The sequence below is a fragment of the Streptomyces sp. NPDC047515 genome, from assembly GCF_040643055.1.
In the GTDB taxonomy this organism is placed as follows: domain Bacteria; phylum Actinomycetota; class Actinomycetes; order Streptomycetales; family Streptomycetaceae; genus Streptomyces.
In genome coordinates this window covers 203,066-227,335 of the sequence record NZ_JBEYTM010000005.1, presented here as the reverse complement: position 1 = coordinate 227,335, position 24,270 = coordinate 203,066, and the positions used below count along the sequence as shown (strand labels likewise).

At 70.2% G+C, this 24,270-nt stretch carries 25 protein-coding genes and 1 pseudogene; 9 read left to right on the top strand and 17 right to left on the bottom strand.

Translation table 11 applies throughout. The features are described from left to right. Nucleotides 1-265: 265 nt before the first annotated feature. On the top strand, nt 266-634 hold the full coding sequence (locus ABZ826_RS06435) for an STAS domain-containing protein (protein WP_361443061.1): 369 nt from the start codon (nt 266-268) through the stop codon (nt 632-634). A gap of 262 nt (nt 635-896) precedes the next feature. Here the strand turns inward: ABZ826_RS06435 and ABZ826_RS06430 are convergent, their stop codons facing one another. From ABZ826_RS06430 to ABZ826_RS06420, 3 genes are all read right to left on the bottom strand, one after another. After that, entirely contained in the window at nt 897-1,886 is a 990-nt protein-coding gene (locus tag ABZ826_RS06430) for a sigma-70 family RNA polymerase sigma factor (protein ID WP_361443059.1), read from the bottom strand. A gap of 106 nt (nt 1,887-1,992) precedes the next feature. Continuing rightward, complete coding sequence (locus ABZ826_RS06425) at nt 1,993-2,709, bottom strand: L,D-transpeptidase family protein (protein ID WP_361443056.1); 717 nt, start codon at nt 2,707-2,709, stop codon at nt 1,993-1,995. A gap of 85 nt (nt 2,710-2,794) precedes the next feature. After that, a complete protein-coding gene (locus tag ABZ826_RS06420; protein WP_361443053.1) occupies nt 2,795-4,114 on the bottom strand; it encodes an MFS transporter in 1,320 nt (439 codons plus the stop codon). A gap of 63 nt (nt 4,115-4,177) precedes the next feature. Between ABZ826_RS06420 and ABZ826_RS06415 the strand changes: the two genes are divergently transcribed. Then, nucleotides 4,178-5,131: a LysR family transcriptional regulator gene (locus ABZ826_RS06415; protein ID WP_351086452.1), complete on the top strand. Its 954-nt coding sequence runs from the start codon at nt 4,178-4,180 to the stop codon at nt 5,129-5,131. Between the two features lie 235 nt (nt 5,132-5,366). On the opposite strand, the gene ABZ826_RS06410 is transcribed toward ABZ826_RS06415, so the two are convergent. The 4 genes and pseudogenes from ABZ826_RS06410 to ABZ826_RS06395 form a co-directional block, all read right to left on the bottom strand. Then, nucleotides 5,367-6,347, bottom strand: a complete 981-nt coding sequence (locus tag ABZ826_RS06410; RefSeq protein ID WP_361443049.1) for an RICIN domain-containing protein — start codon at nt 6,345-6,347, stop codon at nt 5,367-5,369. 444 nt (nt 6,348-6,791) lie between these two features. Further along, nucleotides 6,792-7,025 carry a helix-turn-helix domain-containing protein gene (locus tag ABZ826_RS06405; RefSeq protein WP_361443165.1) on the bottom strand — a complete coding sequence of 78 codons (234 nt, stop codon included), beginning with the start codon at nt 7,023-7,025 and terminating at the stop codon, nt 6,792-6,794. Nucleotides 7,026-7,200: 175 nt separating this feature from the next. Continuing rightward, nucleotides 7,201-7,632 (bottom strand): annotated as a pseudogene (locus ABZ826_RS06400) (AraC family transcriptional regulator); the annotation flags it as partial. A gap of 968 nt (nt 7,633-8,600) precedes the next feature. Then, nucleotides 8,601-9,278 (bottom strand): alpha/beta hydrolase, encoded by a 678-nt coding sequence (locus tag ABZ826_RS06395; protein WP_361443046.1) that lies wholly within the window; start codon nt 9,276-9,278, stop codon nt 8,601-8,603. Nucleotides 9,279-9,502: 224 nt separating this feature from the next. Between ABZ826_RS06395 and tnpA the strand changes: the two genes are divergently transcribed. The 4 genes from tnpA to ABZ826_RS06375 all read left to right on the top strand — a co-directional run bounded on the left by tnpA (nt 9,503) and on the right by ABZ826_RS06375 (nt 12,913). Continuing rightward, complete coding sequence (tnpA, locus tag ABZ826_RS06390) at nt 9,503-9,952, top strand: IS200/IS605 family transposase (RefSeq protein ID WP_361443043.1); 450 nt, start codon at nt 9,503-9,505, stop codon at nt 9,950-9,952. Beyond that, nucleotides 9,949-11,157 (top strand): transposase, encoded by a 1,209-nt coding sequence (locus ABZ826_RS06385; protein WP_361443040.1) that lies wholly within the window; start codon nt 9,949-9,951, stop codon nt 11,155-11,157. The genes tnpA and ABZ826_RS06385 overlap by 4 nt, the downstream gene beginning before the upstream one ends. Nucleotides 11,158-11,305: 148 nt before the next feature. Further along, entirely contained in the window at nt 11,306-12,460 is a 1,155-nt protein-coding gene (locus tag ABZ826_RS06380; protein WP_361443037.1) for an adenosine deaminase, read from the top strand. 135 nt (nt 12,461-12,595) lie between these two features. Then, complete coding sequence (locus ABZ826_RS06375) at nt 12,596-12,913, top strand: hypothetical protein (protein WP_361443034.1); 318 nt, start codon at nt 12,596-12,598, stop codon at nt 12,911-12,913. A gap of 71 nt (nt 12,914-12,984) precedes the next feature. Here ABZ826_RS06375 and ABZ826_RS06370 read toward each other — a convergent pair whose 3' ends face one another. From ABZ826_RS06370 to afsQ1, 5 genes are all read right to left on the bottom strand, one after another. Beyond that, on the bottom strand, nt 12,985-13,185 hold the full coding sequence (locus ABZ826_RS06370) for a PspC domain-containing protein (protein ID WP_361443031.1): 201 nt from the start codon (nt 13,183-13,185) through the stop codon (nt 12,985-12,987). A 93-nt stretch (nt 13,186-13,278) separates the two neighbouring features. Next, nucleotides 13,279-13,827, bottom strand: a complete 549-nt coding sequence (locus tag ABZ826_RS06365; RefSeq protein WP_361443028.1) for a VanZ family protein — start codon at nt 13,825-13,827, stop codon at nt 13,279-13,281. 149 nt (nt 13,828-13,976) lie between these two features. Further along, nucleotides 13,977-14,594 (bottom strand): hypothetical protein, encoded by a 618-nt coding sequence (locus ABZ826_RS06360; RefSeq protein WP_361443025.1) that lies wholly within the window; start codon nt 14,592-14,594, stop codon nt 13,977-13,979. Beyond that, the gene (locus tag ABZ826_RS06355) at nt 14,591-16,129 is read right to left on the bottom strand and encodes a HAMP domain-containing sensor histidine kinase (protein WP_361443022.1); all 1,539 of its coding nucleotides are present in this window, start codon (nt 16,127-16,129) and stop codon (nt 14,591-14,593) included. Before ABZ826_RS06355 ends, ABZ826_RS06360 begins: the two co-directional genes overlap by 4 nt. After that, nucleotides 16,126-16,803: a two-component system response regulator AfsQ1 gene (gene afsQ1, locus ABZ826_RS06350; protein ID WP_329818864.1), complete on the bottom strand. Its 678-nt coding sequence runs from the start codon at nt 16,801-16,803 to the stop codon at nt 16,126-16,128. Before afsQ1 ends, ABZ826_RS06355 begins: the two co-directional genes overlap by 4 nt. A 192-nt stretch (nt 16,804-16,995) precedes the next feature. Between afsQ1 and ABZ826_RS06345 the strand changes: the two genes are divergently transcribed. Next, the gene (locus tag ABZ826_RS06345) at nt 16,996-17,808 is read left to right on the top strand and encodes a SigE family RNA polymerase sigma factor (RefSeq protein WP_361443019.1); all 813 of its coding nucleotides are present in this window, start codon (nt 16,996-16,998) and stop codon (nt 17,806-17,808) included. Nucleotides 17,809-18,095: 287 nt separating this feature from the next. Here the strand turns inward: ABZ826_RS06345 and ABZ826_RS06340 are convergent, their stop codons facing one another. Further along, a complete protein-coding gene (locus ABZ826_RS06340; RefSeq protein WP_361443016.1) occupies nt 18,096-18,803 on the bottom strand; it encodes a uridine kinase in 708 nt (235 codons plus the stop codon). A gap of 63 nt (nt 18,804-18,866) precedes the next feature. On the opposite strand from ABZ826_RS06340, the gene ABZ826_RS06335 reads away from it, so the two are divergent. Further along, nucleotides 18,867-19,283, top strand: coding sequence for a hypothetical protein (locus ABZ826_RS06335; protein ID WP_361443014.1), 417 nt, complete (start codon nt 18,867-18,869; stop codon nt 19,281-19,283). A gap of 69 nt (nt 19,284-19,352) precedes the next feature. Here the strand turns inward: ABZ826_RS06335 and ABZ826_RS06330 are convergent, their stop codons facing one another. From ABZ826_RS06330 to deoC, 3 genes are read right to left on the bottom strand one after another with little or no spacing between them, the layout of a single operon-like run. Next, a complete protein-coding gene (locus tag ABZ826_RS06330; RefSeq protein WP_361443011.1) occupies nt 19,353-20,282 on the bottom strand; it encodes an aldehyde dehydrogenase family protein in 930 nt (309 codons plus the stop codon). Further along, nucleotides 20,272-21,711: an aldehyde dehydrogenase family protein gene (locus ABZ826_RS06325; RefSeq protein ID WP_361443008.1), complete on the bottom strand. Its 1,440-nt coding sequence runs from the start codon at nt 21,709-21,711 to the stop codon at nt 20,272-20,274. Before ABZ826_RS06325 ends, ABZ826_RS06330 begins: the two co-directional genes overlap by 11 nt. Before the next feature lie 5 nt (nt 21,712-21,716). After that, a complete protein-coding gene (deoC, locus tag ABZ826_RS06320; protein ID WP_361443161.1) occupies nt 21,717-22,718 on the bottom strand; it encodes a deoxyribose-phosphate aldolase in 1,002 nt (333 codons plus the stop codon). A gap of 124 nt (nt 22,719-22,842) precedes the next feature. On the opposite strand from deoC, the gene ABZ826_RS06315 reads away from it, so the two are divergent. Further along, entirely contained in the window at nt 22,843-23,508 is a 666-nt protein-coding gene (locus tag ABZ826_RS06315; protein ID WP_361443005.1) for a PH domain-containing protein, read from the top strand. A 114-nt stretch (nt 23,509-23,622) separates the two neighbouring features. Here the strand turns inward: ABZ826_RS06315 and ABZ826_RS06310 are convergent, their stop codons facing one another. After that, nucleotides 23,623-24,219 carry a dihydrofolate reductase family protein gene (locus tag ABZ826_RS06310; protein ID WP_361443002.1) on the bottom strand — a complete coding sequence of 199 codons (597 nt, stop codon included), beginning with the start codon at nt 24,217-24,219 and terminating at the stop codon, nt 23,623-23,625. Between the last annotated feature and the right edge of the window lie 51 nt (nt 24,220-24,270).

Genomic DNA, 24,270 nt, shown 5'->3' with positions numbered 1-24,270 from the left:
CCGCTGAGGGCCACTGGTCAGTCGGCACCGCTGAGAAGCCGGTGTCGGCCGGTTCACCTACCTAGAGGGGGAATTGATCGAAAAGGTTCACAGAAACCGCACAGATAACCGGAGTTGGCGGAAGTTCATCGGTGGGCGGGTGAACCGGCCGATGGGACGAGCGGGTGCCGAGGGGCGTGTGCGAGGCATGAGGGAGCAGGTGACAGGCGGATTCGGGGGGTATGGGCCGGTCCGGGGCGGCGGGAAACTGCGGAGCGGCACAGCGATGAGTTTCGGCCGTCGGACCGGTCTCCCTGATGTGGAAGCCATGAGCCCGATCGTTCTCGTCGTCACCGGCCGCGTCACACGGGACTCCGTGCCGGGACTCTGCGCCGAGCTGGAGTCGCTGCTGGACGGCCCCGACGGCGCCGTCCGCGCCCCTGACGCAGAGGTGGACTGCGATGTGGGCGGGGTCGTGCAGGCGGATCTGGCCCTGGTCGAGGCGATAGCGCGACTGGGGCTCGTCGCGCGCCGGGCGGGCGGCAGACGGCTCCGGCTGCGCAACGCACCGCCGGAACTACGGAGCCTGCTCGACCTGGTGGGGCTGGCCGACGTGGTGGACGTACGGTGCGCGGCCGACGACGACGGAGGCTGAGCGGGAGCGCGGACCGCCGCCCGGACGCCCCGCGCACCGGGCCCTGGCACTCCGCGCGTCGGGCCCGGCCACCACGCTCACCTCACCGGCCCGACGCGGCCCCGTCCGCCGCTCATTTCCGTACCTCGCAGAACACCACCACGAGGCGGCCGCTACCGGCGCTGTCCAGGGCCGGTGGGCTCACCGATCCACCGGGTGAGCCCCCACCCGCCGGCCGCAAGCACCACCCAGCCCGCCACCAGCCCGTTCCGTACGCCGTGCCTCACGTCGCGTCGGCGTCGAGGTGATCGGGCAGACCGAACAGCGGGAACCAGCGCGGTGTGTCCAGGAAGCAGTGCACCCCGGTGATGGCGCCCTCGGAGATGTCGATGACCTGTACCGCCCACGGCACGAACCCCGGTCCGTCCGGATTCGGCTTGTAGTGCGCGAACGCCGGGCTGCCGTTCGCCTCCGCCGCCACCAGCCGCGAGCCCGCGCAGCCGCCACCCATGGAGAGCATGAAGCCGGTGATGTCCTCGTGTCCCTGGAGCCAGAGATCGAACGGCGGCATGGTCATCACGGCGTCCTCGTGGAGCAGCGCGGTCAGCGCCGCCATGTCGTACCCCTCGAAGGCCGCGACGTACCGCTCAAGGAGCTTGCGCTGTTCCTCGTCGAGCGGATTCGCGCTGTCGGGGACCAGGCCCTCGCGCTCCGAGAGGGTCGCGCGCGCCCGCTGGAGGGCGCTGTTGACCGAGGCGACCGAGGTGTCGAGCAGCTCGGCGACCTCGCCCGCCTTCCAGGCCAGCACCTCGCGCAGGATCAGGACCACCCGCTGCTTGGGGGGCAGATGCTGCAACGCGGCCACGAATGCGAGCCGCACCGACTCCCGGGCCACGGCGGCCTCCGCCGGGTCGGCCACCGTGGGCAGGATCCGCCCGTCCGGCATCGGCTCCAGCCAGGTGTTCTCCGGCAGCGGGTTGAGCGCCGCCTGGGCGAGCGGCGTCGGGCCCGTCAGATCGACCGGACGGGCCCGCTTTTTGCCCGCGTTCAGCATGTCCAGACAGACGTTGGTGGCGATGCGGTACAACCAGGACCGCAGCGAGGAACGCCCCTCGAACTTGTCGAAGTTGCGCCAGGCACGCACCAGCGTGTCCTGGACCGCGTCCTCCGCCTCGAAGGCCGAGCCGAGCATCCGGTAGCAGTAGCCGGTCAGCTCGACCCGGTGTCCCTCCAGACGGCTGTCGATGTCCGCCGCCGCTGTCAGATCACCCATCGTTCCACCCCTGTTGTGCTGTGACGCCGCTCACTTCAGCACTGTGGAAGCTACCGCAGGCCACTGACAACGGGGGCGGGAAGTACCGAAGCGGCCCACCATCAGGTCACGTTCCGGGCTTGCGTCCGTACACGTACACGTCGTCGCCGTTCTTCAGCAGCTTCCAGTAGGACTTCGCGTCGGCGTCCCGCATGTTGACGCAACCGTGCGACCCCGGCGGGTTCCACATGCTGACGCCCACCGAGTGGAACGCCTGCCCGCCGTCGAAGAACTGGGAGTACGGCATCGACACGTGGTAGATCGACGAGACGTGGTTGATGTGCCGCAGGTAGATCTTCTTCGACCCGGTGCGCGTCTCGTACCCGTTCCGCCCGGTCCGCACCGGCACGGGACCGAACTTCAGCTTGCTGCCGTCCTGGATCCAGCTCAGCTGCCGGGTCAGGTCCACGCACGCTATTCGCCCCCTGTTCGTGGGGCACTTCTTGGCCTTGTTCGGGGTCTTGCCGGCTGCCTTCTGGGCCGTGAGCGTCTTCATCGTGCGCCAGGTGACCGGCCCCGCGTAGCCGATCGTGGGAGTGACCCCGTAGGTGCGCTGGAACGACTGGATCGCCTTGCAGTCGGCGGACGACTGCTTGCCGTCGACCGGCCGGTGCAGATACTTCTCGACCTGCTTCTGGTACGGCCCGGTGGACGTCGTGCAGGACGCCGCCTGCGCGGATCCGCCGGTGCCCAGGACGAGGGCGGGCGCCGCCGTCAGACCGGCGACGGACAGCGCGACCGCGCGCCGCATCCGGACCCCCCGAATGATTCCTGCGACTCTCATGTACGCCAACTCCCCTTCGCGCGCAGTGAGGTGATTCCGCCTGCTAGACGCGCGTCGGGGAGTGGATGGTTGTGCCTCGTATGTCTCAGTTCTGTACGGACGCCACCGGCAGGAGCCGACGGCGCTCGGCGCGCGCGGCCCGCGAGCCGTACAGCGTGATGGAGATGACGCCGAGGACGGCGAGCAGCCCCAGCGACACGGTCCCGGCCCAGCCCCCGGCGTGGAAGGCGACCGCGCCGAGCGTGCCGCCCGCGCTGGAGCCCAGGTAGTACGCGGACTGGTAGAGCGCCGAGGCCTGCGCCCGGCCCTTCGTCGCCGTACGACTCACGGACGAGGAAGCGACCGCGTGTCCGGCGAAGAAGCCCGCCGTGATCAGGACCAGGCCGAGGAGTACGGCGGCCAGCTGATCGGCGAGCGAGAGCAGCAGACCGGCGGCCGTGGTGGAGACGGCGAGGTACAGCGCGCCCCGGCGGCCGAGCCGGGCGACCAGCCGGCCCGCCGCCGCGGAGGAGACCGTACCGACGAGATAGACCAGGAAGATCGAGCCGACGATCCCCTGCGGGAGGTTGAACGGCGCCTCCACCAGGCGGTAGCCGATCACCGTGTAGACCGCGCCGAACACCGTCATGAACAGCGCGCCGATCGCGTACAGCCGGCGCAGCAGGGGATCGGCGAGGTGCCCGCCCACCGTCTTCGCCAGGGCCTTCGGGTTCAGCGAGCCCGGGGTGAAGTGGCGGGCCCGGGGGATCATGAAGTGGAAGACCACCGCGCAGGCCACGGCCAGCAGCCCGACCGCCTCGAGCGCCGCCCGCCAGCCCCACAGCTGGGCGATCCAGCCGGTCAGGATCCGGCCGCTCATCCCGCCGATGCTGTTCCCCGCCACGAACAGTCCGATCGCGGCGACCAGCGCCTTCGGCCGTACCTCCTCCGCCAGGTAGGCCATCGCGGAGGCGGGCAGTCCGGCCAGCGCCGCGCCCTGGACGGCGCGCAGCGCGATCAGCCAGCCCAGCGAGGGCGCGAAGGGTACGAGCAGCCCGACCAGCACGGCGACCCCCAGTGAGGCGGTCATCATCTGCCGTCGCCCGAAGCGCTCGGAGAGTGCGCTCATCGGCAGCACGCACAGTGCCAGGGCGCCCGTCGCGGCGGAGACCGTCCAGCTGGCCTGTCCGGCCGTGGCGCCGAGGGACGCGGAGACGGCGGGCAGCAGGGCCTGGGTGGAGTAGAGGAGTGCGAAGGTCGCGACACCGGCGGCGAAGAGCGCGAAGCTCATCCGGCGGTAACCGGGGCGGCCGGGTTCGAGACGGTCCGCTCCGACGGGGCCGGCGGTGGCGGCAGCGGCGACGGGGGACGGCTGGGGCGAGGCGGCCACGGTGAGGGTGGACGCCCCGGTACTGGCAGGAGGCATGGTTCGAAAGTAGGCCTCCCAGGTTTCATGCGTCCAATGCACGCATTCGCGATAATCAATCCCATGGTGCATGAACGCAGCTCACGGCCACGGCTGTCACCGAGCAGTTACGAAGAAGACATTCGCGCGGTCCTCGCGCCGCGGCTGGCCCACTTCGAGGCGGTGGCCCGGCACGAGCACGTCACCCGCGCCGCGCACGAGCTCGGCGTCCCGCAGTCGACGCTGTCACGATCGATGGTCAGGCTCGAACAGGACCTGGGAGTCGCCCTGTTCGCCCGCAAGGGCCGTACCGTCTCCCTGACCCCTGCGGGCCGCACCTTCCTGGGCTCCGCCGAGCGGGCCCTCGCCGAGGTCGAGAAGGCCGCCGACTCGGTACGGGCCGACGCCGACCCGGCCACCGGCAAGGTCGCCTTCGGCTTTCTGCACACCATGGGCTCCGAGACCGTGCCCGCCCTGCTCCGCGCCTTCCGCGCCGACCACCCCCGGGTCCGCTTCCAGCTGGTGCAGAACTACGGAGAGGCGATGATCGAACGCCTCCGGGCCGGCGGCCTCGATCTCTGTCTCACCTCACCCGTCCCGGACGCCCCCGATCTGGTCGCCCGCCGCCTCGACGAACAGCGGCTGCGCCTCGTCGTTCCCGAGGACCATCGCCTGGCCTCGCGCCGCCGCATCCGGCTGGCGGAGGCCGCCGACGAGAAGTTCGTCACCCTCGAACCGGGTTACGGCCTGCGGCGGATCACCGACGACCTGTGCGCGGAAGCGGGCTTCACGCCACGCGTCGCCTTCGAGGGCGAGGAGGCGGAGACCCTGCGCGGCCTGGTCGCGGCCGGTCTCGGCGTGGCCCTGCTGCCGCCGCCCGCGGTGGCCCGCCCCGGTGTCGTCGAGCTCACCGTGACCGCCCCGAGGGCGGCCCGCGAGATCGGCGTCGCCTGGCTGGACGGCCACCCGGACACCCCGCCGGTGGCCGCCTTCAAACGCTTCCTGCTGTCGAGGCGGGGACACCTGCTGCCGGACTGAAGGGACGCGCTCGAACGCTCCCGTGGAGGCTGAGCACGAAGGCCCCCTCGCCTGCGACGGACGGGCCCGGTCCCCTCACCCTCCTGGTCACCGCGGGCCGAGCGGGGCACGCACCGGCCTCCGAGGCGGCCATGGCCGGAGGGGAAGCATCGGCCGGTACGCCACTGCTGTACGCGAGACGGAGAACGCGACGGCCCGCCGGGTTTCCCGGCGGGCCGTCGCAGGCGTGTTCAGGTCACACCTTGGGGGCGGTCCTGGAGATGATCCAGCGCTCGTCCTGTGCGCCGTTACAGGTCCACTGGATGAGCTGGCTGCCCTTGGTGGCGGCGGAGCCCAGGCCCAGGCACTTGCCCGAGTAGACGTTCCGCAGCTCGTGGGTGTCCTGGTCGTACCACCAGTAGCGGGCGACCATGGGCAGGGCCCACTGGTGGTACTCGGCCGAGGACGTGCCGCCCGAGATGCCTGACTTCTCGGAGATGGAGTTGACCTTCCACAGGTGGTTGAGGTCGTAGATCTGCAGTTCGCCGCCGTTGGCCACGAACAGCCTGTTCCCGTACCAGACCATGCCGTCGGCGTGGACGTCGTTGAACGAGGTGAACTGGGGGTCGGCCCGGCTGCCGCTGGGCCGGACGAGCAGGACGTGCCCGTAAGTCCGCTCCGTGCCGTTCGATTCGAGGATGGAGATGCGGGCCTTCTTGTTGCGGTCGTGTTCCTCGACGCCGTAGTACCAGGTCGCCATGTACAGGTGGTGACCGTCGACCGTGCCGCTCGCGTCCGCGTCGTGGGAGGCGGTGAAGCCCTGCGGATGCCAGCCGTTGGACCAGGCGCTGGTCTTGTCGTCCGTCTCGTCCCAGCAGAAGCCGTTGTACTTGAACGTGCCGTTGATGCCGGTCGTGTGGCACAGCGAGCGGCCGATGTGCTGCTTCGACTGGGCGACGCTCAGCGGAGAGACCCGCGTCACGACGCCCTTCGCCTCGGCCCCCTCGATCACCGAGCGTGCCGTCTGGCCCTCGTCAACACCTGGTATCTCCCGCGGATGGAGAACGAAGCCGGATGCCGACTCGCTCTTGAATATCTTGTTCTTGTCCTTGATCTCGATGATCTTGTCGTCGCCGACCGCCTGCTGGGCGCCCGATATCAGCGCCGCCAACGAGGACAGAGCGACCAGCGCCGCTGTGATCCGTCCTCTGCGACGGTCTCGTTGCTTGGCAATCATGTGGCCGGACCTCAATTTATCGGTGAAATCGACGCAAAGTGTGATCGATTTGTCTTGAATGGCTCTGTTGTGATGGTTCGTCAGAGCGCGGTATGACGTGGAGAAGAGGGGGATCAGTGCGGGCCGGCGGGGTGAACAGTCCGCGTTCGGGCTGGTACGCATCGTGGCCGGTCCCCGCTGCGGCAGGGGTGTGGACGCACTGCCGGCCCTGCTGCCCTTGCTCCACCGGGACCCCGTCTCTTCCGTCTCGTTCACGCATGACGAGCAACGTGATTCCCCGTGACCCCGCCCCTGCGCGTGTCCGATGAGGAGTCTGATTTCAGAACGGGCTCGACAGCCCGGCGGGACACCCGGGCCCGCGTTTCGTCACGAACGTCCTCCAGGATGCCGACTTGAGGCGGTCAGGTCGTTAGCGCTGAGTGCACAACTGTGTTCGCAATGGGTTCACTTGCGGTAGTGGAGGGCTTGGTGCCGGTGGTCCTTGGGTGTGGCGCCGTAGGCCGCGCGGTAAGCGCGACTGAAGTCGGCTGCGCGGGTGAATCCCCAGCGGGCGGCGATGGCGTGGATAGGTGTGGTGCGGAGCGCGGGATCGGTGAGGTCGCGGCGGGCCGCCTCCAGACGCAGGCGGCGTATCCACGCGGCGACTGTGGCGTCTTCGTCCTGGAAGAGGCGGTGCAGGTAGCTGGTGGAGATGTGGTGTGCGGCGGCAATGGTGCTCGGGGATGCGGAAGGTGAGGGCCCGCTGATGGGTCTCCGGGGGCAGGCAGGCGTCGGCTTCGAGCAGGTGGGCGAAAAGCGCGGCGACCAGTGGGGTCGCGATGGAGGCCAGCCGCGGCCGGTCGGAGGGCTGGTACGCGGCCGAGTCCGCGAGCAGCCGGGTGAGGAACTGTGCCAGCAGGGCGCCCATGCCTTCCCGGGCCGACACCGGCGCTCCGACGATTCGGCCGGCCATGTCGCGAGGCAGTGGCAGCAGGGCCTTGGGAACCTCCAGCGCCACAGTCTGAACCGCGTCCCTGGTGCTGTAGACGTCGTTCGGCAGCGACGACGAGTTGATGAACAGGTCGTAGGGCTTGTACTCGGTCTCCCGGTGCCGCCACACGCCTGCCCCGCTCCCGCGTACGACGAGTGATAGGTGGTACGCCTCGGGGTCGGACTGCCGGATCAGCTTCGATGTGCGTCGGAACACCAGCGGCTGGAACGTGGCAGACCACACGGTGACGGCACCGAGGTCCAGCACGCGCTGGGAGGCCCGGAAGTCGTCGGTGTGGTCGCTGTGCAGCTCCATGGGCGCATGGGTACGGCCCAAGAGCTCGGTCCAGTATGTGAACCGGTTCGTCGCGGACACGTCTTCGCTGCGGAACACCATCTCGTCCAACAACTGTCGTTTCACCGTTTCTGAAACCGCAGGGCACATGCCCTTCGGGGGATGGCGAGGCAGCAGAACGCGCCGGTTCCACTCGCGCCGGGCGGGTGCCGAAGGATCGCCCGGCCTGGTGACTGCCGGCATCAGCAGCCCGCCCCACCCTCGCATGCGTCGCGACGCCGACGACAAGACCCTCCGGAGCGCGGGGACCATCCCCGCATGCGCGGGGAGCACCCCAGCAATCTCCTCACCAATCCGGACGTTTCAGGACCATCCCCGCATGCGCGGGGAGCACAGTTCGTGACCTGCGGCTTTATCGCGGAGAGGTGTGGTTCTCGTACACTTTCGTTGATTCCGGCATAACGGGCATGAAGTGCAGTCCTTTTGCGCGGCAGTTCGGCGTCTGCGTGAATCGATTGTCTCAAACCGCCTTTGCTCCGGCCGCTCTTCCCAGGGCCGAACCCAGTTCGCAAAGCGATTTCCTGAACCTTCGTCACGCGGTCCTGGCCTGTCGTGTGCTGCTCCCCGAGCATGGGCCCCAGGGGCATCCGTGTGGGCGCTGTCGACTCCGGCCCCGTACTCGTAGGCACGGCCTGAGGGACATGGGTGCGCAGGATGGTTCTCTCGTCGATCCCTCGCAGGTGGTACGGCTTTCCGGACATGCGCCTCCCGGGCCACCGGCCCGCGCGCCCTGATGAGCTCCGGCGGCAACGTCAACCCGTGCACCGGCGAGCAGCCCAGCTGGGCGCAGGTCACGAGTGAGCGGGCCCGGACAGTGCTGCACTGCCTGGGCTCAGTCGACGGGCTGCCGGACAGGCGGTCGCCGTCCAGTCGTCCCCGTGTACCCGCTCCACGGGCCGGTACCCGCCCCCGCCCCTGCCCCCGTCCCCTCAGTCCCGCAGCGACCTACCGAACCCCGCGGCCAGTGGCATCCGCAGCCCCAGCGGCGGCGGCGCCGCCAGGGCGTCGGCCACCGGGCGGGCGTAGGCCCGGCCGAAGAGTGAGCCGCGGACGAAGTCCGTGACCAGCGCCGCCACTTCGGCCCGGTGCTGGCGCAGGCCATGGCCGTCCGAGTGGACCTCGAAACGGCAGGTGTCGCGGTTGGCCTTCTTGGCGCGTTCGGCCAGGCGGAAAGAGAGTTCGGGGTCGGTACGGGCATCGTTCGTACCGTGGACGAGCAGGACCTGCCGGCCGAGCAGATGCTTCACCGGTTCCGGCTCGACCGCCGCGTTCTCGGGCAGCCAAGGAGCCATCGCCAGAACGGAGCTGACCGCCGCGTGGCCGCCCGCGCGGAGGGCGGCGCGGCCGCCCATGCCGTGGCCGGCGAGGCAGACGGGGACGTCGCCGTAGCGTCGTACGACCTCGTCCACCGCCCATCGGGCGTCCGCCGCGAGCTGCGCGTCGGTCGCGTTCCAGCCGCGGCAGCGGTAACGCACGACATGCGCGGCGAGCCCGTCCTCCCGGCCCGCGCGGGCCAGGGTCCGGGCCAGCGGGAGCTGGAGGGCGTACGACAGGGGGGAGGGGCGGCGGTGCGAGTCGGCCTCGCCGTCCGGGAGCAGCAGAACCACGCCGCTGACCGCAGTTGGTGCTCCGGCCGTCCTGACGGCCCGTCCCAGCCTCGCAGCAGGCAGGGGGAGTGCGCGCCGCTGTGCCCTCCGATATCTGGCGAGGGGACGCCCGGCTTCAGCTGGGTGGGGAGTTGCTTCTCTCAACTGCTCTGACCTCGACTTTCTGTGAAGATTTGCACTTTTTGTTCGCGCCAAGACATCACGGATTGTTAGACTTATCGTGCATGTATATTGATCGTGTGGCTGTGACCAGAAAAGCTCGCCGGTTCTCCGGCGGCGTGTACGCCCTCGGGCTCCATGTGGTGTGGTGCCCGAAGTACCGCCGCCCGGTCCTCGACGGCCAAGTCGCGGTCCGGCTGCGTGAGCTTCTGGAGCAGAAGGCCGCGGAGCGCGGGTGGGAGATCACCGTCCTTGAGGTGATGCCGGACCACGTGCACCTGTTCGTCAAGCACGACCCGAAGTCGTCGGCGTCGTACGTGGCCAACCAGTTCAAGGGCTTCACCTCACGCGTGCTGAGGGAGGAGTTCCCGCACCTGAAGTCGAAACTCCCGACCCTGTGGTCGTCGTCGTACTTCGCCGCCTCAGCTGGCACCGTCCCGGCCGAGACGGTGCTGAAGTACATCGAGACCCAGCGGGAACGCCCGCGGCAGAAGGAGATGGGGGAGCAGGCGTGATCCGCGCATACAAGTTCCTCCTGCGCCCCACGGCCCGCCAGGAACAGGCCCTCCGCGAAATGCTGCGGGATCACTGCTCCCTCTACAACGGCGCGCTCCAGGAACGCCGTGACGCCTACCAGCACGGCTCGAAGACGAGCATCAGGTACGGCGACCAGTCCGCTCAGCTCAAGGGGATCCGCGCCTTCGACCCGGAGTGTCAGGGCCGCTGGTCCTTCTCCTCCCAGCAGGCCACCCTGCGCCGCCTGGACAAGGCGTTCCAGGCGTTCTTCCGTCGGGTCAGGAACGGCGAGAAGCCTGGCCACCCGCGCTTCAAGGGCATCGGCCACTTCGACACCGTGACTTTCCCCAAGGATGGCGACGGCTGCCGCCGGGACTCCACCCCCCACGCCCCCCAGGCCCGCGTCCGGCTCCAGGGCATCGGGCATATCCGCGTGCACCGGCACCGGCCCGTCGAGGGCCGGGTGAAGACGATCGCCGTCAAGCGGGAGGGCGACCGCTGGTACGTGGTCCTGTCGTGCGACGACGTGCCCGCCGAGCCCCTGCCCCCAACAGGCGTGGTCGTCGGCATCGATACGGGCGTGACCCACTTCCTGACCACTTCCCAGGGCGTGCACATCGCCAACCCCCGCTTCCTCGAAGCAGCGGCCGGGGAACTCGCCGAAGCCCAACGGCACCTGTCGACGTTCCCCCGGCGAACCAAGCGGCGGACCAAGAAGCACCGCGCCGCCGCCCGCAATGTCGCCATAATCCACGCAAAGATCCGGCGCCAGCGCCTCGACTATGCACACAAGACCGCGCTCGACCTCGTGCGCGACCACGACGCGATCGCGCACGAGAAGCTGAACACCGCGGGCATGACCCGCGCCCCCCGGCCGAAGCCCGATCCCGAGCAGCCCGATGTATTCCTTCCGAATCAGCGGGCCGCGAAGGCCGGGCTCAATCGCAGCATCCTCGACGTGGGTTGGGGGGTGTTCCTCGCGATCCTCGCCAGCAAGGCTGAAAGCGCCGGTCGGACCGTCGTCGCGGTGGACCCCCGCAACACTTCCCGCACCTGCCCGTCCTGCGGGCACACCGCGAAGGAGAACCGCGTCACCCAAGCGAAGTTCCAGTGCACGGCGTGCGGGCTCGTAGCCAACGCGGACCACGTCGGTGCCCTGAATGTCCTCAGCAGGGCCGGGCTGGTCCTCTGTGTCGCTGCTTAACCAGCGACACAGGAAGCCTGCACGTTCACGCGTGGGTGGAGTCACGACAGAACAGTGTCAGAAGGAGAGGCGTACTCCACCCGTATTCGCGGTCACTGTTACGTATCGGCAAGCGACAATCTACGCGCGTAGGCGCTAGAGTGCCCAAATGATGAGCCCGACCCTCCATGTGCCCGGCCAGGATCAGATCCGACGTGCCCCCAAGGTCCTTCTCCACGACCACCTCGACGGCGGCCTGCGCCCGGGAACGATCGTCGACCTCGCCCTCGCGAGCGGATACGACGGACTTCCCGAGACCGAGCCCGACAAGCTCGGCATCTGGTTCCGTGAGGCGGCCGACTCCGGATCGCTGGAACGCTATCTGGAGACGTTCGCCCACACCTGCGCCGTCATGCAGACCCGTGAGGCACTGTTCCGGGTGGCCGCCGAGTGCGCCGAGGACCTGGCCGCGGACGGTGTCGTCTACGCCGAGGTGCGGTATGCCCCCGAGCAGCACCTGGAAGCCGGGCTGACCCTCGAAGAGGTCGTCGAGGCGGTCAACGAGGGCTTCCGCGAGGGCGAGCGGCGGGCCCGCCGGGACGGGCGCCGCATCCGCGTGGGCGCGCTCCTCACCGCGATGCGGCACGCCGCCCGCTCCCTGGAGATCGCCGAACTCGCCAACCGCTACCGCGACCAGGGCGTCTTCGGCTTCGACATCGCGGGCGCGGAGGCGGGCTTCCCGCCCACCCGGCACCTCGACGCGTTCGAGTACCTCAAGCGCGAGAACAACCACTTCACCATCCACGCGGGCGAGGCCTTCGGGCTGCCGTCGATCTGGCAGGCCCTCCAGTGGTGCGGGGCCGACCGGCTCGGCCACGGCGTCCGCATCATCGACGACATCGAGGTCGCCGAGGACGGCGGTGTGAAGCTCGGCCGTCTCGCCTCCTACGTACGGGACAAGCGCATCCCGCTGGAGCTGTGCCCCAGCTCCAACCTCCAGACCGGCGCCGCCGCCTCGTACGCCGAGCACCCCATCGGGTTGCTGCGGAAGCTGCATTTCCGGGTCACCGTGAACACGGACAACCGGCTGATGAGCGGTACGACCATGAGCCATGAATTCGAGAAACTGACCGAGACTTTCGGATACACGCTCGACGACATCCAGTGGTTCACCGTCAACGCGATGAAGTCCGCGTTCATCCCTTTCGATGAACGTCTCGCGATGATCAATGATGTGATCAAGCCCGGATATGCCGAGCTGAAGTCCGAGTGGCTCTTCGAGCAGACCGCCACGACCAGCGTCTCTTCGACTTCCGGGGACTGATTCACACCTTCGCGGGGAACGGCCGGGGCGGCGAATTCCCGGCCGTTGCCCGGGTGGGGCATGTTTGCAGGACGGGTAGTGGGCTGACTACGTTTCAGAGCCGCTCACTTCCCCCTCCCCAAGGACGAATTTCACATGAAGCAGTCTGCCGTCAGGACTCTCGGCGTCGCCGCGCTCGGTGCCGCTTTCGCCGCTGCCGCCGCGGGCACCGCCTCCGCCGCCGTGTTGCCGGCCGACGCCGCGGCCACCGCCCTGCCGGTCGCCGGCTCGGCGCTGGAGAACACCACCCGGACCCTGCCGGTCCAGGACACGACCACCAAGCTCCTCGGCACCGGCCGGCAGAAGCTCGCCGGCGACACCACCGCCCCGGTCAAGGGCCTGCTCGGCGGTCTGCCCGCGGGTGGCCTGAAGACCGGCGGTCTGTCGGCCAACGGTCTCCCGCTCGGCGGCTGACCCTCGTTCACACGCCTGTGGGGCGGCCACCCGAACCGGGTGTCCGCCCCACAGGCGTGTGGTGCGACGCGTCACCAGGCGGTGGACGACGTCTTCTCGGCGGGGAAGAGCACCCACAGCGCCAGATAGAGCAGGAACTGCGGCCCCGGCAGCAGGCAGGAGAGCAGGAAGATGACGCGCATGGTTCCCGCGGAGGTGCCGAAGCGCCGTGCCAGCGCCGCGCACACCCCGCCGATCATGCGTCCGTCACGGGGGCGGACAAGTGCGGCCATGGTGGGCTCCTTCGTGAACCTTGCTGAGGGAGCAGCTCCGTCGTGCTCCCGATGCATCCATGGTCGCCCGACGAACAGGGGCAAAGCATCGCTCTACGGTGCGATACCGACCCTGGGAATCGTCGGGGTCGGCCCCTGAGCCGGCTCGTCCCTGGGGCGGGGCATCACCCTGATCCGCCGCTGCTTCCTGTGGCGCAGCCGCGCCCGGCCCACGGGTACGACCAGCAGATGGGCGAGCGCCACGCCGATCGTGTTCAGCAGCAGCGAGTCGACGTCGACGACCTGTCCCGGCACTCCGGTCTGCAGCAGCTCGATGGCGAGCGAGATCAGTGTCCCGGCCGCGACGGTACGGGCCATCGAGGCCCACGGGGAGACGAACAGCCGCCCTCCGGCCATCGGCAGCAGCACGCCGAGCGGGGCCAGCAGCAGCAGCCCCGCGCCGATCCGGCGGGTGGCCTCGACCGGGCCGAGCGACAGGTCCGCTCTGATGCCGGCGAGCGGGTGGAAGTTCGAGGCGGTCGTCCACGGCACGTCGAGGGGGCGCAGCGTCAGCCAGCCGACAAGCAGCAGATGCGCGAGGAGGAGAGAGACCCCGGCCGCGCGGAAGCGGATGGCAGCTCGACTGCCCGAACCTTGACGCACGCCCCCCAAGACGCGCCGGGCGGCAGGATCGGTTCCGCCGGTCCGGACGAACCCGTCGCCCGGACCGGCTCGGGCCGATCCCGGCCCACGGCGCGCGAGAACGGAGGGGCGGCCGTCGGACGTCTTTCGCGCCTGTGGCATTCCCGCGCTCAGGCCTTTGGCCGTGCCCCCAGCGTCGGCACGGCCTTCGGCCTCGCCCTCGTCTCCGCGGTGCACAGATACCCGCGCGGCGCGTAGTTGCCGGGCCCGGCCAGCACCACCGTGCCCTTCGGGGCGAGCGCTTCGCTCTCCGCGTAGGTACACACGATCTGCGCCAGCGCCTCGGCCGGCAGGTCCTCCGGCTGCTTGCTGAGCCGCAGCGTGCCCTGCCGGTCGCCGCTGCGGTCCGGGCCGATCCGCAGCCCGGCCGGGACGGCCGTGGTGAACCCGGCCTGCCGCTCGTCGGCGGGCGGCTTCTGCTCCAGTTCCTCCAGGAGCGCCTGCGCTATCCGGATCCGGTCCGACTTCGTGTCCGGGACCTGCACCGTGCGGTCCACCGTGACCAGCTGCGAGGAGCAGACCAGATAGATCTGTACAGGGATGCCCTGGAGGGCCTGGGTGGTGACGTCCTCCGCGGACATCGAGCACGGCACCTGGGACGGTGCCGCTCCGGCGTCCACCGGCACGGAGGTGGTCCTGATCCCGCAGCCCGCGGTCAGCACGGCGGCGGTCACGACACCGGCCAGCGCCACGGCCGACCGGACCGCCCGGCGGTTGCCGCCCGTCATGTCGCCTCGCCCTCCTCGTCCTGGCTCCCCGGGTCGCGGTCCGCGTCGGAACGGGTGAGCGGCTCGGCGTCGCGCGGCAGCCGCAGGACGAACACCGCGCCGTCGCCGTCCGGTGAGTTCGCGGCCGTGATGTCACCGCCGTGGATGTGCGCGTTCTCCATGGCGATCGACAGGCCGAGGCCGCTGCCCTCGGAGCGCGGCCGGGAGGCGCTGGCCTTGTAGAACCGGTCGAAGACGTGCGGCAGGACGTCCTCGGGGATGCCGGGGCCGTGGTCGCGGACCTCGATGACGAGTTCGTCGCCCTCGGTCCGCACCGCGACCCGTACCGGCGAACCGCCGTGCTTGAGGGCGTTGCCGATCAGATTCGCCAGGATCACATCGAGCCGGCGAGGGTCGAGGCGGACCAGCATGCCTCGCTCGGCGTCCAGATCCACCGCGTCCAGCCAGGCACGTGCGTCGATGCAGGCGGTGACCTGGTCGGCCACATCGACCGTGTCGAGGACGAGCCGGGCCGTGCCCGCGTCGAAGCGGGTGACCTCCATCAGGTTCTCCACCAGGTCGTTGAGGCGCCGGGTCTCGCTCACCACCAGGTGCACCGCGGGCGCGATCATCGGATCGAGGTTGTCCGCCTCGTCCTCCAGCACCTCGGTGACGGCGGTCAGCGCGGTGAGCGGGGTGCGCAGTTCGTGCGACATGTCGGCGACGAACCGCCGGCTCGCCTCGTCCCGCGCGCTCATGTCCGCGACCTTCTTCTCCAGCGAACTCGCGGTCCTGTTGAACGTACGGGAGAGGTCGGCGAGTTCATCGGTGCCGGACACCACGAGCCGGGTGTCGAGCTTGCCCTCGCCGAGCTTGCGGGCGGCGTCACCGAGCCGCTGCACGGGCCGCAGCACGGTCGTCGCGGCGGCCTGCGCGAGCAGCGCCGAGCCGACCAGGGCGAGCCCGGTGGCGATCCCCAGCGACCAGGCGAGGGAGTTCAGATCCTGACGCTCCTGGTCCAGGGACTTCAGCATGTAGCCGGTGGGGCCGCCGCCGATGATCTTCGTCCCGCCCACCAGATACGGCGTGCCGCGGATGCTGGTCCGCTGCCAGAACAGGTGGTACGCGTACTTGTTCCCCGCCTCGATCGGCTGCTTCTTGTTGACGGCCTTCTGCAGCGACAGCGGCACGTTGTCGAGCGTGAAGATGTCCAGGTCGGAGTTGCCGACGATCGGCTTGCCGTGGTCGCGCTCGTCGACCAGCAGCACGCTGTAGCCGGGCGAGCTGCTGGCCATCTGCACGGCGGCGTTCTGCAGATCGTCCTTGGTGGGCCGCGGCGGCAGCGAGGCCGCCCGGTTCTGCATCTCCTGACGGAAGTCCCCGAGGGCGGCGTCCTGGGTGCGGGTCAGCACGGCCTCGCGGTTCAGCCAGTACGCGATCCCCGAGGCGGACACCGCGGCGGTCAGCGCCACCAGCGCGAACACCACGACGAGACGCAGCCGCAGACTGGTCCAGCGAAGCCCGGTGAGCAGGCTCCGTTTGACGACATCGCTCACTGAGGCGAATCCAGCCGGTAGCCCACACCCCGAACGGTACGGATCAGGGTCGGCGAGGACGGCACGTCCTCCACCTTGGCGCGCAGCCGCTGCACACAGGCGTCCACGAGCCGGGAGTCACCGAGGTAGTCGTGCTCCCAGACCAGCCGCAGCAGCTGCTGCCGTGACAGGGCCTGGCCCGGCCGACGGCTCAGCTCCAGCAGAAGTCGCAGCTCGGTCGGCGTGAGCTGCAGATCCTCGCCGTTCTTGGTCACGGTCATCGCGGAACGGTCGATCACCACGTTCCCGAAGGACGCGGAGTCGGTGGACTCGCGCTCGCCGCGGCGCAGCACCGCCCGGATGCGGGCGTCGAGCACCCGGCCCTGCACGGGTTTCACCACGTAGTCGTCGGCGCCGGACTCAAGTCCCACGACGACGTCGATGTCGTCGTTGCGCGCGGTCAGCAGAATGATCGGCAGCTGGTCGGTGCGCCGGATGCGCCGGCACACCTCGAAACCGTCGATGCCGGGCAGCATCACATCCAGCACGATCAGATCCGGCCGCTGTTCACGCAGCAGTTTCAGGCCGTCCTCTCCCGTCGCCGCGGTGGCCACACGGTGGCCCTGGCGTGACAGCGAGAGTTCGAGGGCCGTGCGGATGGCGTCGTCGTCCTCGATCAGCAACAGGAAAGGCACGCTGGTCATTCTGACCCATGGTGGAGCCCCAGTTCGACAGTTGGCGCCGACTCATGCATCCCGCACACCGCCGACGCGCCGACGGCAGGCCCTGTGACAGGGCTGTGACAGTCGGCGGACAGCCCGATGAAACTGCCCCGGCAAGCTCATTGGCACAAGGAACGGACGGACTCCACCGATGGGGGGCGCACGATGAACGCAATTCACAGCACCACCGCAAGCGCAGTTGTCACGCGTCTCCACGATGTCGGCCGGAGCACCGAGAAATCCGGTGCCGTGGGGGGCGCCTCCCTGCTCGATCGGAGCCGAGAGCTCGGGGGCGGGCGGGGGTGCGTGCGCGGCGTCGGGCGTCAGCACACGTCGTACATGACGGTGATCGACGCGTCCGTGGGGGCCAACGGGGGAAACGGCGGGGGAAGCAACGGGGGAGCCGCGTACGGGGAGGTCACGGGGGAGCGGAAGGCCCCGGCGCAGGTCGAGGACGCCGAAACGGCGTTCACGGCCTACGTCCGGGAGCGCCGCGCCTCCCTGTACGCAACCGCCTATCACCTGACCGGTGACCGGTTCGAGGCCGAGGACCTGCTGCAGAGCGCCCTCTTCTCGACGTACCGGGCGTGGGACCGGATCAGTGACAAGGCGGCGGTCGGCGGCTACCTGCGCCGCACCATGACCAATCTGCACATCAGCGCCTGGCGCAGGCGCAAGCTCAACGAGTACCCGACCGAGGAGCTGCCGGAGACGGCGGGCGACACGGACGCGATGCGCGGCACGGAACTGCGCGCCGTGCTCTGGCAGGCGCTGGCGCGGCTGCCGGAACTCCAGCGCACGATGCTGGTCCTGCGCTACTACGAGGGCCGCACCGACCCGGAGATCGCGGCCATCCTCGACATCAGTGTCGGCACGGTGAAGTCCAGCATCTGGCGGTCGCTCCGCCGGCTGCGCGAGGACGAGGTCCTCAGCTTCGGCCGTGACGAGGAGGAGTCCTTCGGCGAGTTGGTGGCCTGAGGGGACGGGGGGGATACGGGGGATACGGGGGAGAGCGGGGCCACTGCTTCGGGGGAGGCGGTGGTGCACGGGGGAAGTGCTGCGGGGTCGGACGGGCTGGGGGCCCGTCCGACCCCGTCGTCATGCCCCCGGCCCCCCGGCCCCCCGGGGGCCGACGGGGTGCGGGATCCAGGGCGGAGCTCCGCTCACGGGAAGGGCCGGGGCAGGGGCGCGCCCGAGGCCGGATGCCCCCGCCCCGCTCCCGGAACACCGTCCCCCGCTTCCGGGGCGCCGTCCTGCCGCTCCCGCTACGCCGTCCCCCGCGCCGCGGGCGCCCGTCGGCACCGGCCCGCCGCGGCAGCGGCCAGCCGCCCCAGGGCCTCCTCCTTGCCGCACGGATACGCGCCCAGCGCCGTCTGCCGCGCCACGATCCGCCGCTCCGCCCACATCAGCCGCCACCCCCGCCGCAGCAGGAACGGCACCGACTTGCGCCCCTCGCGCAGATCCCGCAGCAGCCGTCGGCGGAATGTCGTCGTGGGTCGGCCGCGCAGGCACAGCGCGTCCGCGAGGACCCCCAGCTCCTGGCACCGTTCGACTATGTCCGCCGCGAAGATCCCCTCGGCCACGAACAGCGGGGTGCGCTGGATGTGGAAGGCCTCCCGGTCGATACGGGAGCTCGTGGCGATGTCGTACACCGGGACCTCGGTGCGTCCCGTGCGGCACAGCTCCGCGATCGCGGCCACCGCCGCATCGGCGTCCCAGGACTGTGCGGAGTCCCAGTCGATGTCCGTGCAGCCGGCAACGAGCGGCAGGGTGGGGTCGTCGCCCTCCTTGTAGAAGTCGTCCAGACGCAGCACCGGAAGGTCGGTGCGGGCGGCCAGGGAGGACTTGCCGGAGCCGGAAGGGCCCGCGAGCAGCACGACGCGGGTCGGGGGAGGTTGCGAATTCACAGGACACGAGTGTGAGGCATTGACCCGCGCAGGGGATCCCCCGGAGGTCGGGTTGGTATCGAGCATCACACCTCAACTACTCTACGTACCCAGATGGTTACTCGATCGTCTCGATCGGGTGGGAACTCCATGGCACGTCACGCACTTTCCGAGTCCCGGCGCCGCACCCCGCTGCGGGCAGGTCTGACCGTCACCGCGGTGGGTGCCGCACTCTGCGCGGGGGGTGCGGCGGCCCAGGCGGCGCCGCTGCCCCTCGCTCCGGCCGCGGGCACCGACAGCAGACTCGGTGGGCTCGGAGAGGCGGCCGACAGCGCGGTGACCGGGGCGGTCGGGCAGTCGCTCAGGAGCGGCACCGCACCGGTCACGCACCTCCGGCTCGACCCGCTGGCCGGCACGGGCACGGACCCGCTGGACAACGCGGTGGGTACGCAGGTCGCCGACTTCAAGCCGCTCTCCACGGCCGCCGTCACCGGCCCGTTGAGCGGCGGTGGCGCGCTGAAGGACCTCCCGGTGGCCGGGCAGGTGGCAGGAGTGCTGCACGGCTGAGAAGCGCGTGCACGCGGTCGCGGCCCGCTCCTCCGGGGAATGCGGAGGGGCGGGCCGCGGTCGCACGGGTCAGTACGAGGACCCCGAGACGCCCAGCGCACCCGTCGGGTGCCAGACCGTCTTCGTCTCCAGGAAGGCCGTCAGGCGGTGGGTGCCGGGATCGGCCGACCAGTCGGAGGCGCTGTCCTCCTGCGCGGCCGGCGCGCGGAGCACCCGCTTCAGATTGTCCGCCGCCGCGATCTCCAGCTCCTTCGCCAGGGCGGCGTCCGCGCCCGTGAGGTCGATGGCGTTCACATCCTGGTGGGACGCGAGCGGTGTCGCGATCTCCGCCGTCTTCCCGGACAGGATGTTCACCACGCCGCCCGGCAGGTCGGAGGTGGCCAGCACCTCGCCCAGGGACAGGGCCGGGAGGGGGGAGTCCGCCGAAGCGATGACGACCGCCGTGTTGCCGGTCGCGATCACCGGGGCGATCACCGAGACCAGCCCCAGGAACGACGATTTCTGGGGCGCCAGGACCGCGACGACACCGGTCGGCTCGGGCGTGGACAGGTTGAAGAACGGGCCCGCGACCGGGTTGGCCCCGCCCACGACCTGGCCGATCTTGTCGGTCCACCCCGCGTACCAGACCCAGCGGTCGATCGCCGCGTCCACGACGGCCGCCGCCTTGGACTTTGACAGGCCCTCCGCGTCCGCCACCTCGCGTACGAACTGCTCCTTGCGGCCCTCCAGCATCTCCGCGACGCGGTAGAGGATCTGGCCGCGGTTGTACGCGGTCGCGCCCGACCAGCCGCCGAACGCCTTGCGGGCGGCCACGACCGCGTCCCGCGCGTCCTTGCGGGAGGACTGGGGGGCGTTCGCCAGCCACTTGCCCTCGCCCGCCGCGCCAGCGGCTGACTTCTTCGCCGTCACCTCGTACACCCGGCCGCTCTCGGAGCGGGGGAACTTGCCCCCGACGTACAGCTTGTAGGTCTTGAAGACGCTCAGACGGTTATCGGACATCGAGGTACGCCTCCAGGCCGTGACGACCGCCTTCGCGGCCGAAGCCCGACTCCTTGTAGCCGCCGAAGGGCGAGGTCGGGTCGAACTTGTTGAACGTGTTGGCCCAGACGACACCCGCCCGGAGCTTGTTCGCCACCGCGAGGATGCGGGAGCCCTTCTCCGTCCAGATGCCGGCCGAGAGGCCGTACTGGCTGTTGTTGGCTTTGGCGACGGCCTCGTCGGGCGTGCGGAACGACAGCACGGACAGCACCGGGCCGAAGATCTCGTCGCGGGCGATGGTGTGCGCCTGGGTGACGTTCGTAAACAGCGTCGGGGCGAACCAGTAGCCGGAGGAGGGGAGTTCACAGGGGGCGGACCAGCGTTCGGCGCCCTCCGTCTCGCCGGTCTCGACGAGCGCGGTGATCCGGGCGAGCTGCTCCGCGGAGTTGATCGCGCCGATGTCGGTGTTCTTGTCCAGCGGGTCGCCGAGCCGGAGCGTCGACAGCCGGCGCTTCAGGGCGTCCAGCAGCTCGTCCTGGATCGACTCCTGCACGAGCAGCCGCGAGCCCGCGCAGCAGACCTGGCCCTGGTTGAAGAAGATGCCGGTGACGATGCCCTCGACGGCCTGGTCGATCGGGGCGTCGTCGAAGACGATGTTGGCGCCCTTGCCACCCAGTTCGAGGGTGACCTTCTTGTCCGTGCCGGCGACCTGACGGGCGATGGCCTTGCCGACCGCCGTCGACCCGGTGAAGGCGACCTTGTCGACGTCCTCGTGCGCGACGAGCGCGGCGCCCGCGTCCCCGTACCCGGTGAGGATGTTCACGACACCCTTGGGCAGGCCGGCCTGGCGGCAGATGTCCGCGAAGAACAGCGCGGAGAGCGGGGTCGTCTCGGCGGGCTTGAGGACCACCGTGTTGCCGGTGGCGAGCGCCGGGGCGATCTTCCAGGCGAGCATCAGGAGCGGGAAGTTCCAGGGGATGACCTGGCCCGCGACGCCAAGGGGGCGGGGGTTCGCGCCGAAACCGGCGTGGTCCAGCTTGTCGGCCCAGCCCGCGTAGTAGAAGAAGTGCGCCGCGACCAGGGGGAGGTCCGCGTCGCGGGTCTCCTTGATCGGCTTGCCGTTGTCGAGGGTTTCGAGAACGGCGAGCTCGCGGCTGCGCTCCTGGATGATCCGGGCGATCCGGAACAGGTACTTGGCACGCTCGGAGCCGGGCAGCGCCGACCACTTCTCGAACGCCCTGCGGGCAGCCTTCACGGCCCGGTCGACGTCCGCGGCGCCGGCCTGCGCGACCTCGGAGAGCACCTCCTCGCTGCTCGGCGAGACCGTCTTGAAGACCTTCCCGTCGGCCGCGTCGGTGAACTCACCGTCGATGAACAGGCCGTACGAGGGCGCGATGTCGACGACCGAGCGCGACTCGGGAGCGGGTGCGTACTCGAATGTAGATGCCATGGGGATCAGTCCACCGTCACGTAATCGGGGCCGGAGTAGCGGCCGGTGCTGAGCTTCTGGCGCTGCATCAGCAGATCGTTCAGCAGGCTGGAGGCGCCGAAGCGGAACCAGTGGTTGTCCAGCCAGTCCTCGCCCGCGGTCTCGTTCACCAGCACCAGGAACTTGATCGCGTCCTTGGAGGTGCGGATGCCGCCGGCCGGCTTCACGCCGATCTGCACGCCGGTCTGCGCCCGGAAGTCGCGCACGGCCTCCAGCATCAGCAGGGTGTTCGCGGGCGTGGCGTTGGTGGAGACCTTGCCGGTCGACGTCTTGATGAAGTCCGCGCCCGCCAGCATGCCGAGCCAGGAGGCGCGGCGGATGTTGTCGTACGTGGACAGCTCGCCGGTCTCGAAGATCACCTTCAGCCGGGCGTCGGCGCCGTCGGGCCGGGCGCACTGCGCCTTCACGGCGAGGATCTCCTCGTACACCTTGAGGTAGCGGCCGGAGAGGAAGGCGCCCCGGTCGATCACCATGTCGATCTCGTCGGCCCCGGCGGCCACGGCGTCGCGGACGTCCGCGAGCTTGACGTCGAGCGCGGCGCGGCCGGCCGGGAAGGCTGTCGCCACGGACGCCACCTTCACGCCGGAACCGGCCAGTGCGGCGACGGCGGTCGCCGCCATGTCGGGGTAGACGCAGACCGCCGCGGTGCGCGGGGTCGTGCGGTCGGTCGGGTCGGGATGGACGGCCTTGGCGGCGAGGGCCCGGACCTTGCCCGGGGTGTCCGCGCCTTCCAGCGTCGTCAGGTCGATCATCGAAATGGCCAGGTCGATGGCGTACGCCTTGGCCGTCGTCTTGATCGAACGGGTTCCGAGGGACGCGGCGCGCGCTTCGAGGCCGACGGCGTCGACGCCGGGCAGCCCGTGCAGGAAGCGGCGCAGCGCACTGTCGGACGCGGTCGCGTCGGAGAGGGGGGTACCTCCCTGCTCGAACACGGTTGAGAGCTTGGGGGAGGGGGCTGTGGTGGGCATGGTCACCAGAGGAGCATATCTACGCGCGTAGCGACCTGTACAGGGGGCCAGGTCGTCCGAGCGTCCCGCGGTACGGGGGCGGGCGCCCCGGCACCCCGTGCGTGCGTCAGGCAGAATCGGGCCCATGACGAGCCCCACACCGCCCGCCGAGCCGACCTATGCCGACCGGACCTTCCGGTCGCCCGCCGGGATCGTCGGTGGTGTCCTGCTGCTTGTGCTCATCTGCTGGGTCGGCGGGGATGCCGCGCTCCGGGGCCACGGGCGGGTGCCGTGGCTGGCGCTGGCCGGGATGCTGACCGCGGTGCCGCTGGTCGTCGCGTTCACGCTGCGGCCCGTCGTGTTCGCCGATGAACAGCGTGTCAAGATCCGTAACCCGTTCCGGACGATCACGATGCCGTGGACCGCGGTCGCGGATCTGCGGGCCGGGTATTCCAGCGAGCTGTTCACCGAGGACGGCACCAAGTACCAGATGTGGGCGGTGCCGGTGTCGCTGCGGCAGCGGAAGAAGGCGGCCCGGAGGCAGTCCCTGCAGTCGGTGGACGACCCGTACGGCCGGACCTCCGTGCACGCCGACGTCCGCGACAGCAAGTCCCGCATGGCGACGGCCGACCGGACCATGGCGGACCTGCGGGAGCTGGTGGAGCGCGCGAAGACGGGCGCGGGCGCGGCGAAGTCCGCGCCATCGCAGGCGGCCCCGGCATCCTCGGTCTCGGTGCGCTGGGCGTACGAGGTGATCGCACCGGCGGTGGTGGGCGCGGTGCTGCTGGCGGTGCTGTTCGCGGCCGGTTGAGGCGGTGCCGAGGTGCGTCCGCAAGGGGCGGGCCTCGGCGTACGTACACCGGCCTCCCCCGGCCGCACCCGGGGGGAGGCCCCGGCGCCGCCCCTCCGCCTGTGCTTCCTCCGCCTACGCCTCGTCGGCCGGTCGGTAGGTGCACACCTGCACCCCTGTGGCGCCGGTGACGGCCGAGACCAGCTCAAGCGCGCGCAGCGCACCGTCGTCGGGGAAGATCGTCTTTCCGCCGCCGAGGATCACCGGCATGATCACCAGCCGGAGCTCGTCGACCAGGCCCTCGCTCAGCAGGGTGCGTACGAGCGTGGGGCTGCCCATGACGAGCAGGTCGCCGCCGTCGGAGCCGCGCAGTTCCTTGATGCGGGCGAGGGCCTTGGCGCCGGGGATGCGCGTGGTGCCGTCCCAGGACAGTTTGTCGTCGCTCAGGGTGTTGGACACGACGTACTTCGGGATGGCGTTCATCCGGTCGGCGAACGGGTCGCCGGCCCGGTCGGGCCACGCCGCGGCCATCGTCTGCCACGTACGGCGCCCGAACAGCAGCGCCTCGGCGCCGGACAGCGCGTCGTCGAATGCGCCGCCCACCACCTCCGGATCGAAGAACGCGTGCGACCAGCCACCGTGGGCGAAGCCGCCGTCGGTGTCCTCGTCGGCGCCGCCCGGCGCCTGCACGACGCCGTCCAGACTCATGAACTCACTGATCACGATGCGCATGGGGCTCGCTCCCTATTTCATCCCACTCGGCGGTACGGCAATGAAGACTGC

What these genes read in the sequence shown, in the direction of transcription:
- ABZ826_RS06325 (WP_361443008.1), bottom strand. Translation starts at nt 21,711, where the DNA reads ATGGCATCTACATTCGAGTACGCACCCGCTCCCGAGTCGCGCTCGGTC.
- ABZ826_RS06415 (WP_351086452.1), top strand. Translation starts at nt 4,178, where the DNA reads ATGGTGCATGAACGCAGCTCACGGCCACGGCTGTCACCGAGCAGTTAC.
- ABZ826_RS06310 (WP_361443002.1), bottom strand. Translation starts at nt 24,219, where the DNA reads ATGCGCATCGTGATCAGTGAGTTCATGAGTCTGGACGGCGTCGTGCAG.
- ABZ826_RS06410 (WP_361443049.1), bottom strand. Translation starts at nt 6,347, where the DNA reads ATGATTGCCAAGCAACGAGACCGTCGCAGAGGACGGATCACAGCGGCG.
- ABZ826_RS06430 (WP_361443059.1), bottom strand. Translation starts at nt 1,886, where the DNA reads ATGGGTGATCTGACAGCGGCGGCGGACATCGACAGCCGTCTGGAGGGA.
- deoC (WP_361443161.1), bottom strand. Translation starts at nt 22,718, where the DNA reads ATGCCCACCACAGCCCCCTCCCCCAAGCTCTCAACCGTGTTCGAGCAG.
- ABZ826_RS06360 (WP_361443025.1), bottom strand. Translation starts at nt 14,594, where the DNA reads ATGACGGGCGGCAACCGCCGGGCGGTCCGGTCGGCCGTGGCGCTGGCC.
- ABZ826_RS06375 (WP_361443034.1), top strand. Translation starts at nt 12,596, where the DNA reads ATGAAGCAGTCTGCCGTCAGGACTCTCGGCGTCGCCGCGCTCGGTGCC.
- ABZ826_RS06425 (WP_361443056.1), bottom strand. Translation starts at nt 2,709, where the DNA reads ATGAGAGTCGCAGGAATCATTCGGGGGGTCCGGATGCGGCGCGCGGTC.
- ABZ826_RS06335 (WP_361443014.1), top strand. Translation starts at nt 18,867, where the DNA reads ATGGCACGTCACGCACTTTCCGAGTCCCGGCGCCGCACCCCGCTGCGG.
- ABZ826_RS06340 (WP_361443016.1), bottom strand. Translation starts at nt 18,803, where the DNA reads ATGCTCGATACCAACCCGACCTCCGGGGGATCCCCTGCGCGGGTCAAT.
- ABZ826_RS06380 (WP_361443037.1), top strand. Translation starts at nt 11,306, where the DNA reads ATGATGAGCCCGACCCTCCATGTGCCCGGCCAGGATCAGATCCGACGT.
- ABZ826_RS06420 (WP_361443053.1), bottom strand. Translation starts at nt 4,114, where the DNA reads ATGCCTCCTGCCAGTACCGGGGCGTCCACCCTCACCGTGGCCGCCTCG.
- ABZ826_RS06315 (WP_361443005.1), top strand. Translation starts at nt 22,843, where the DNA reads ATGACGAGCCCCACACCGCCCGCCGAGCCGACCTATGCCGACCGGACC.
- ABZ826_RS06330 (WP_361443011.1), bottom strand. Translation starts at nt 20,282, where the DNA reads ATGTCCGATAACCGTCTGAGCGTCTTCAAGACCTACAAGCTGTACGTC.
- tnpA (WP_361443043.1), top strand. Translation starts at nt 9,503, where the DNA reads ATGTATATTGATCGTGTGGCTGTGACCAGAAAAGCTCGCCGGTTCTCC.
- ABZ826_RS06370 (WP_361443031.1), bottom strand. Translation starts at nt 13,185, where the DNA reads ATGGCCGCACTTGTCCGCCCCCGTGACGGACGCATGATCGGCGGGGTG.
- ABZ826_RS06435 (WP_361443061.1), top strand. Translation starts at nt 266, where the DNA reads ATGAGTTTCGGCCGTCGGACCGGTCTCCCTGATGTGGAAGCCATGAGC.
- ABZ826_RS06345 (WP_361443019.1), top strand. Translation starts at nt 16,996, where the DNA reads ATGAACGCAATTCACAGCACCACCGCAAGCGCAGTTGTCACGCGTCTC.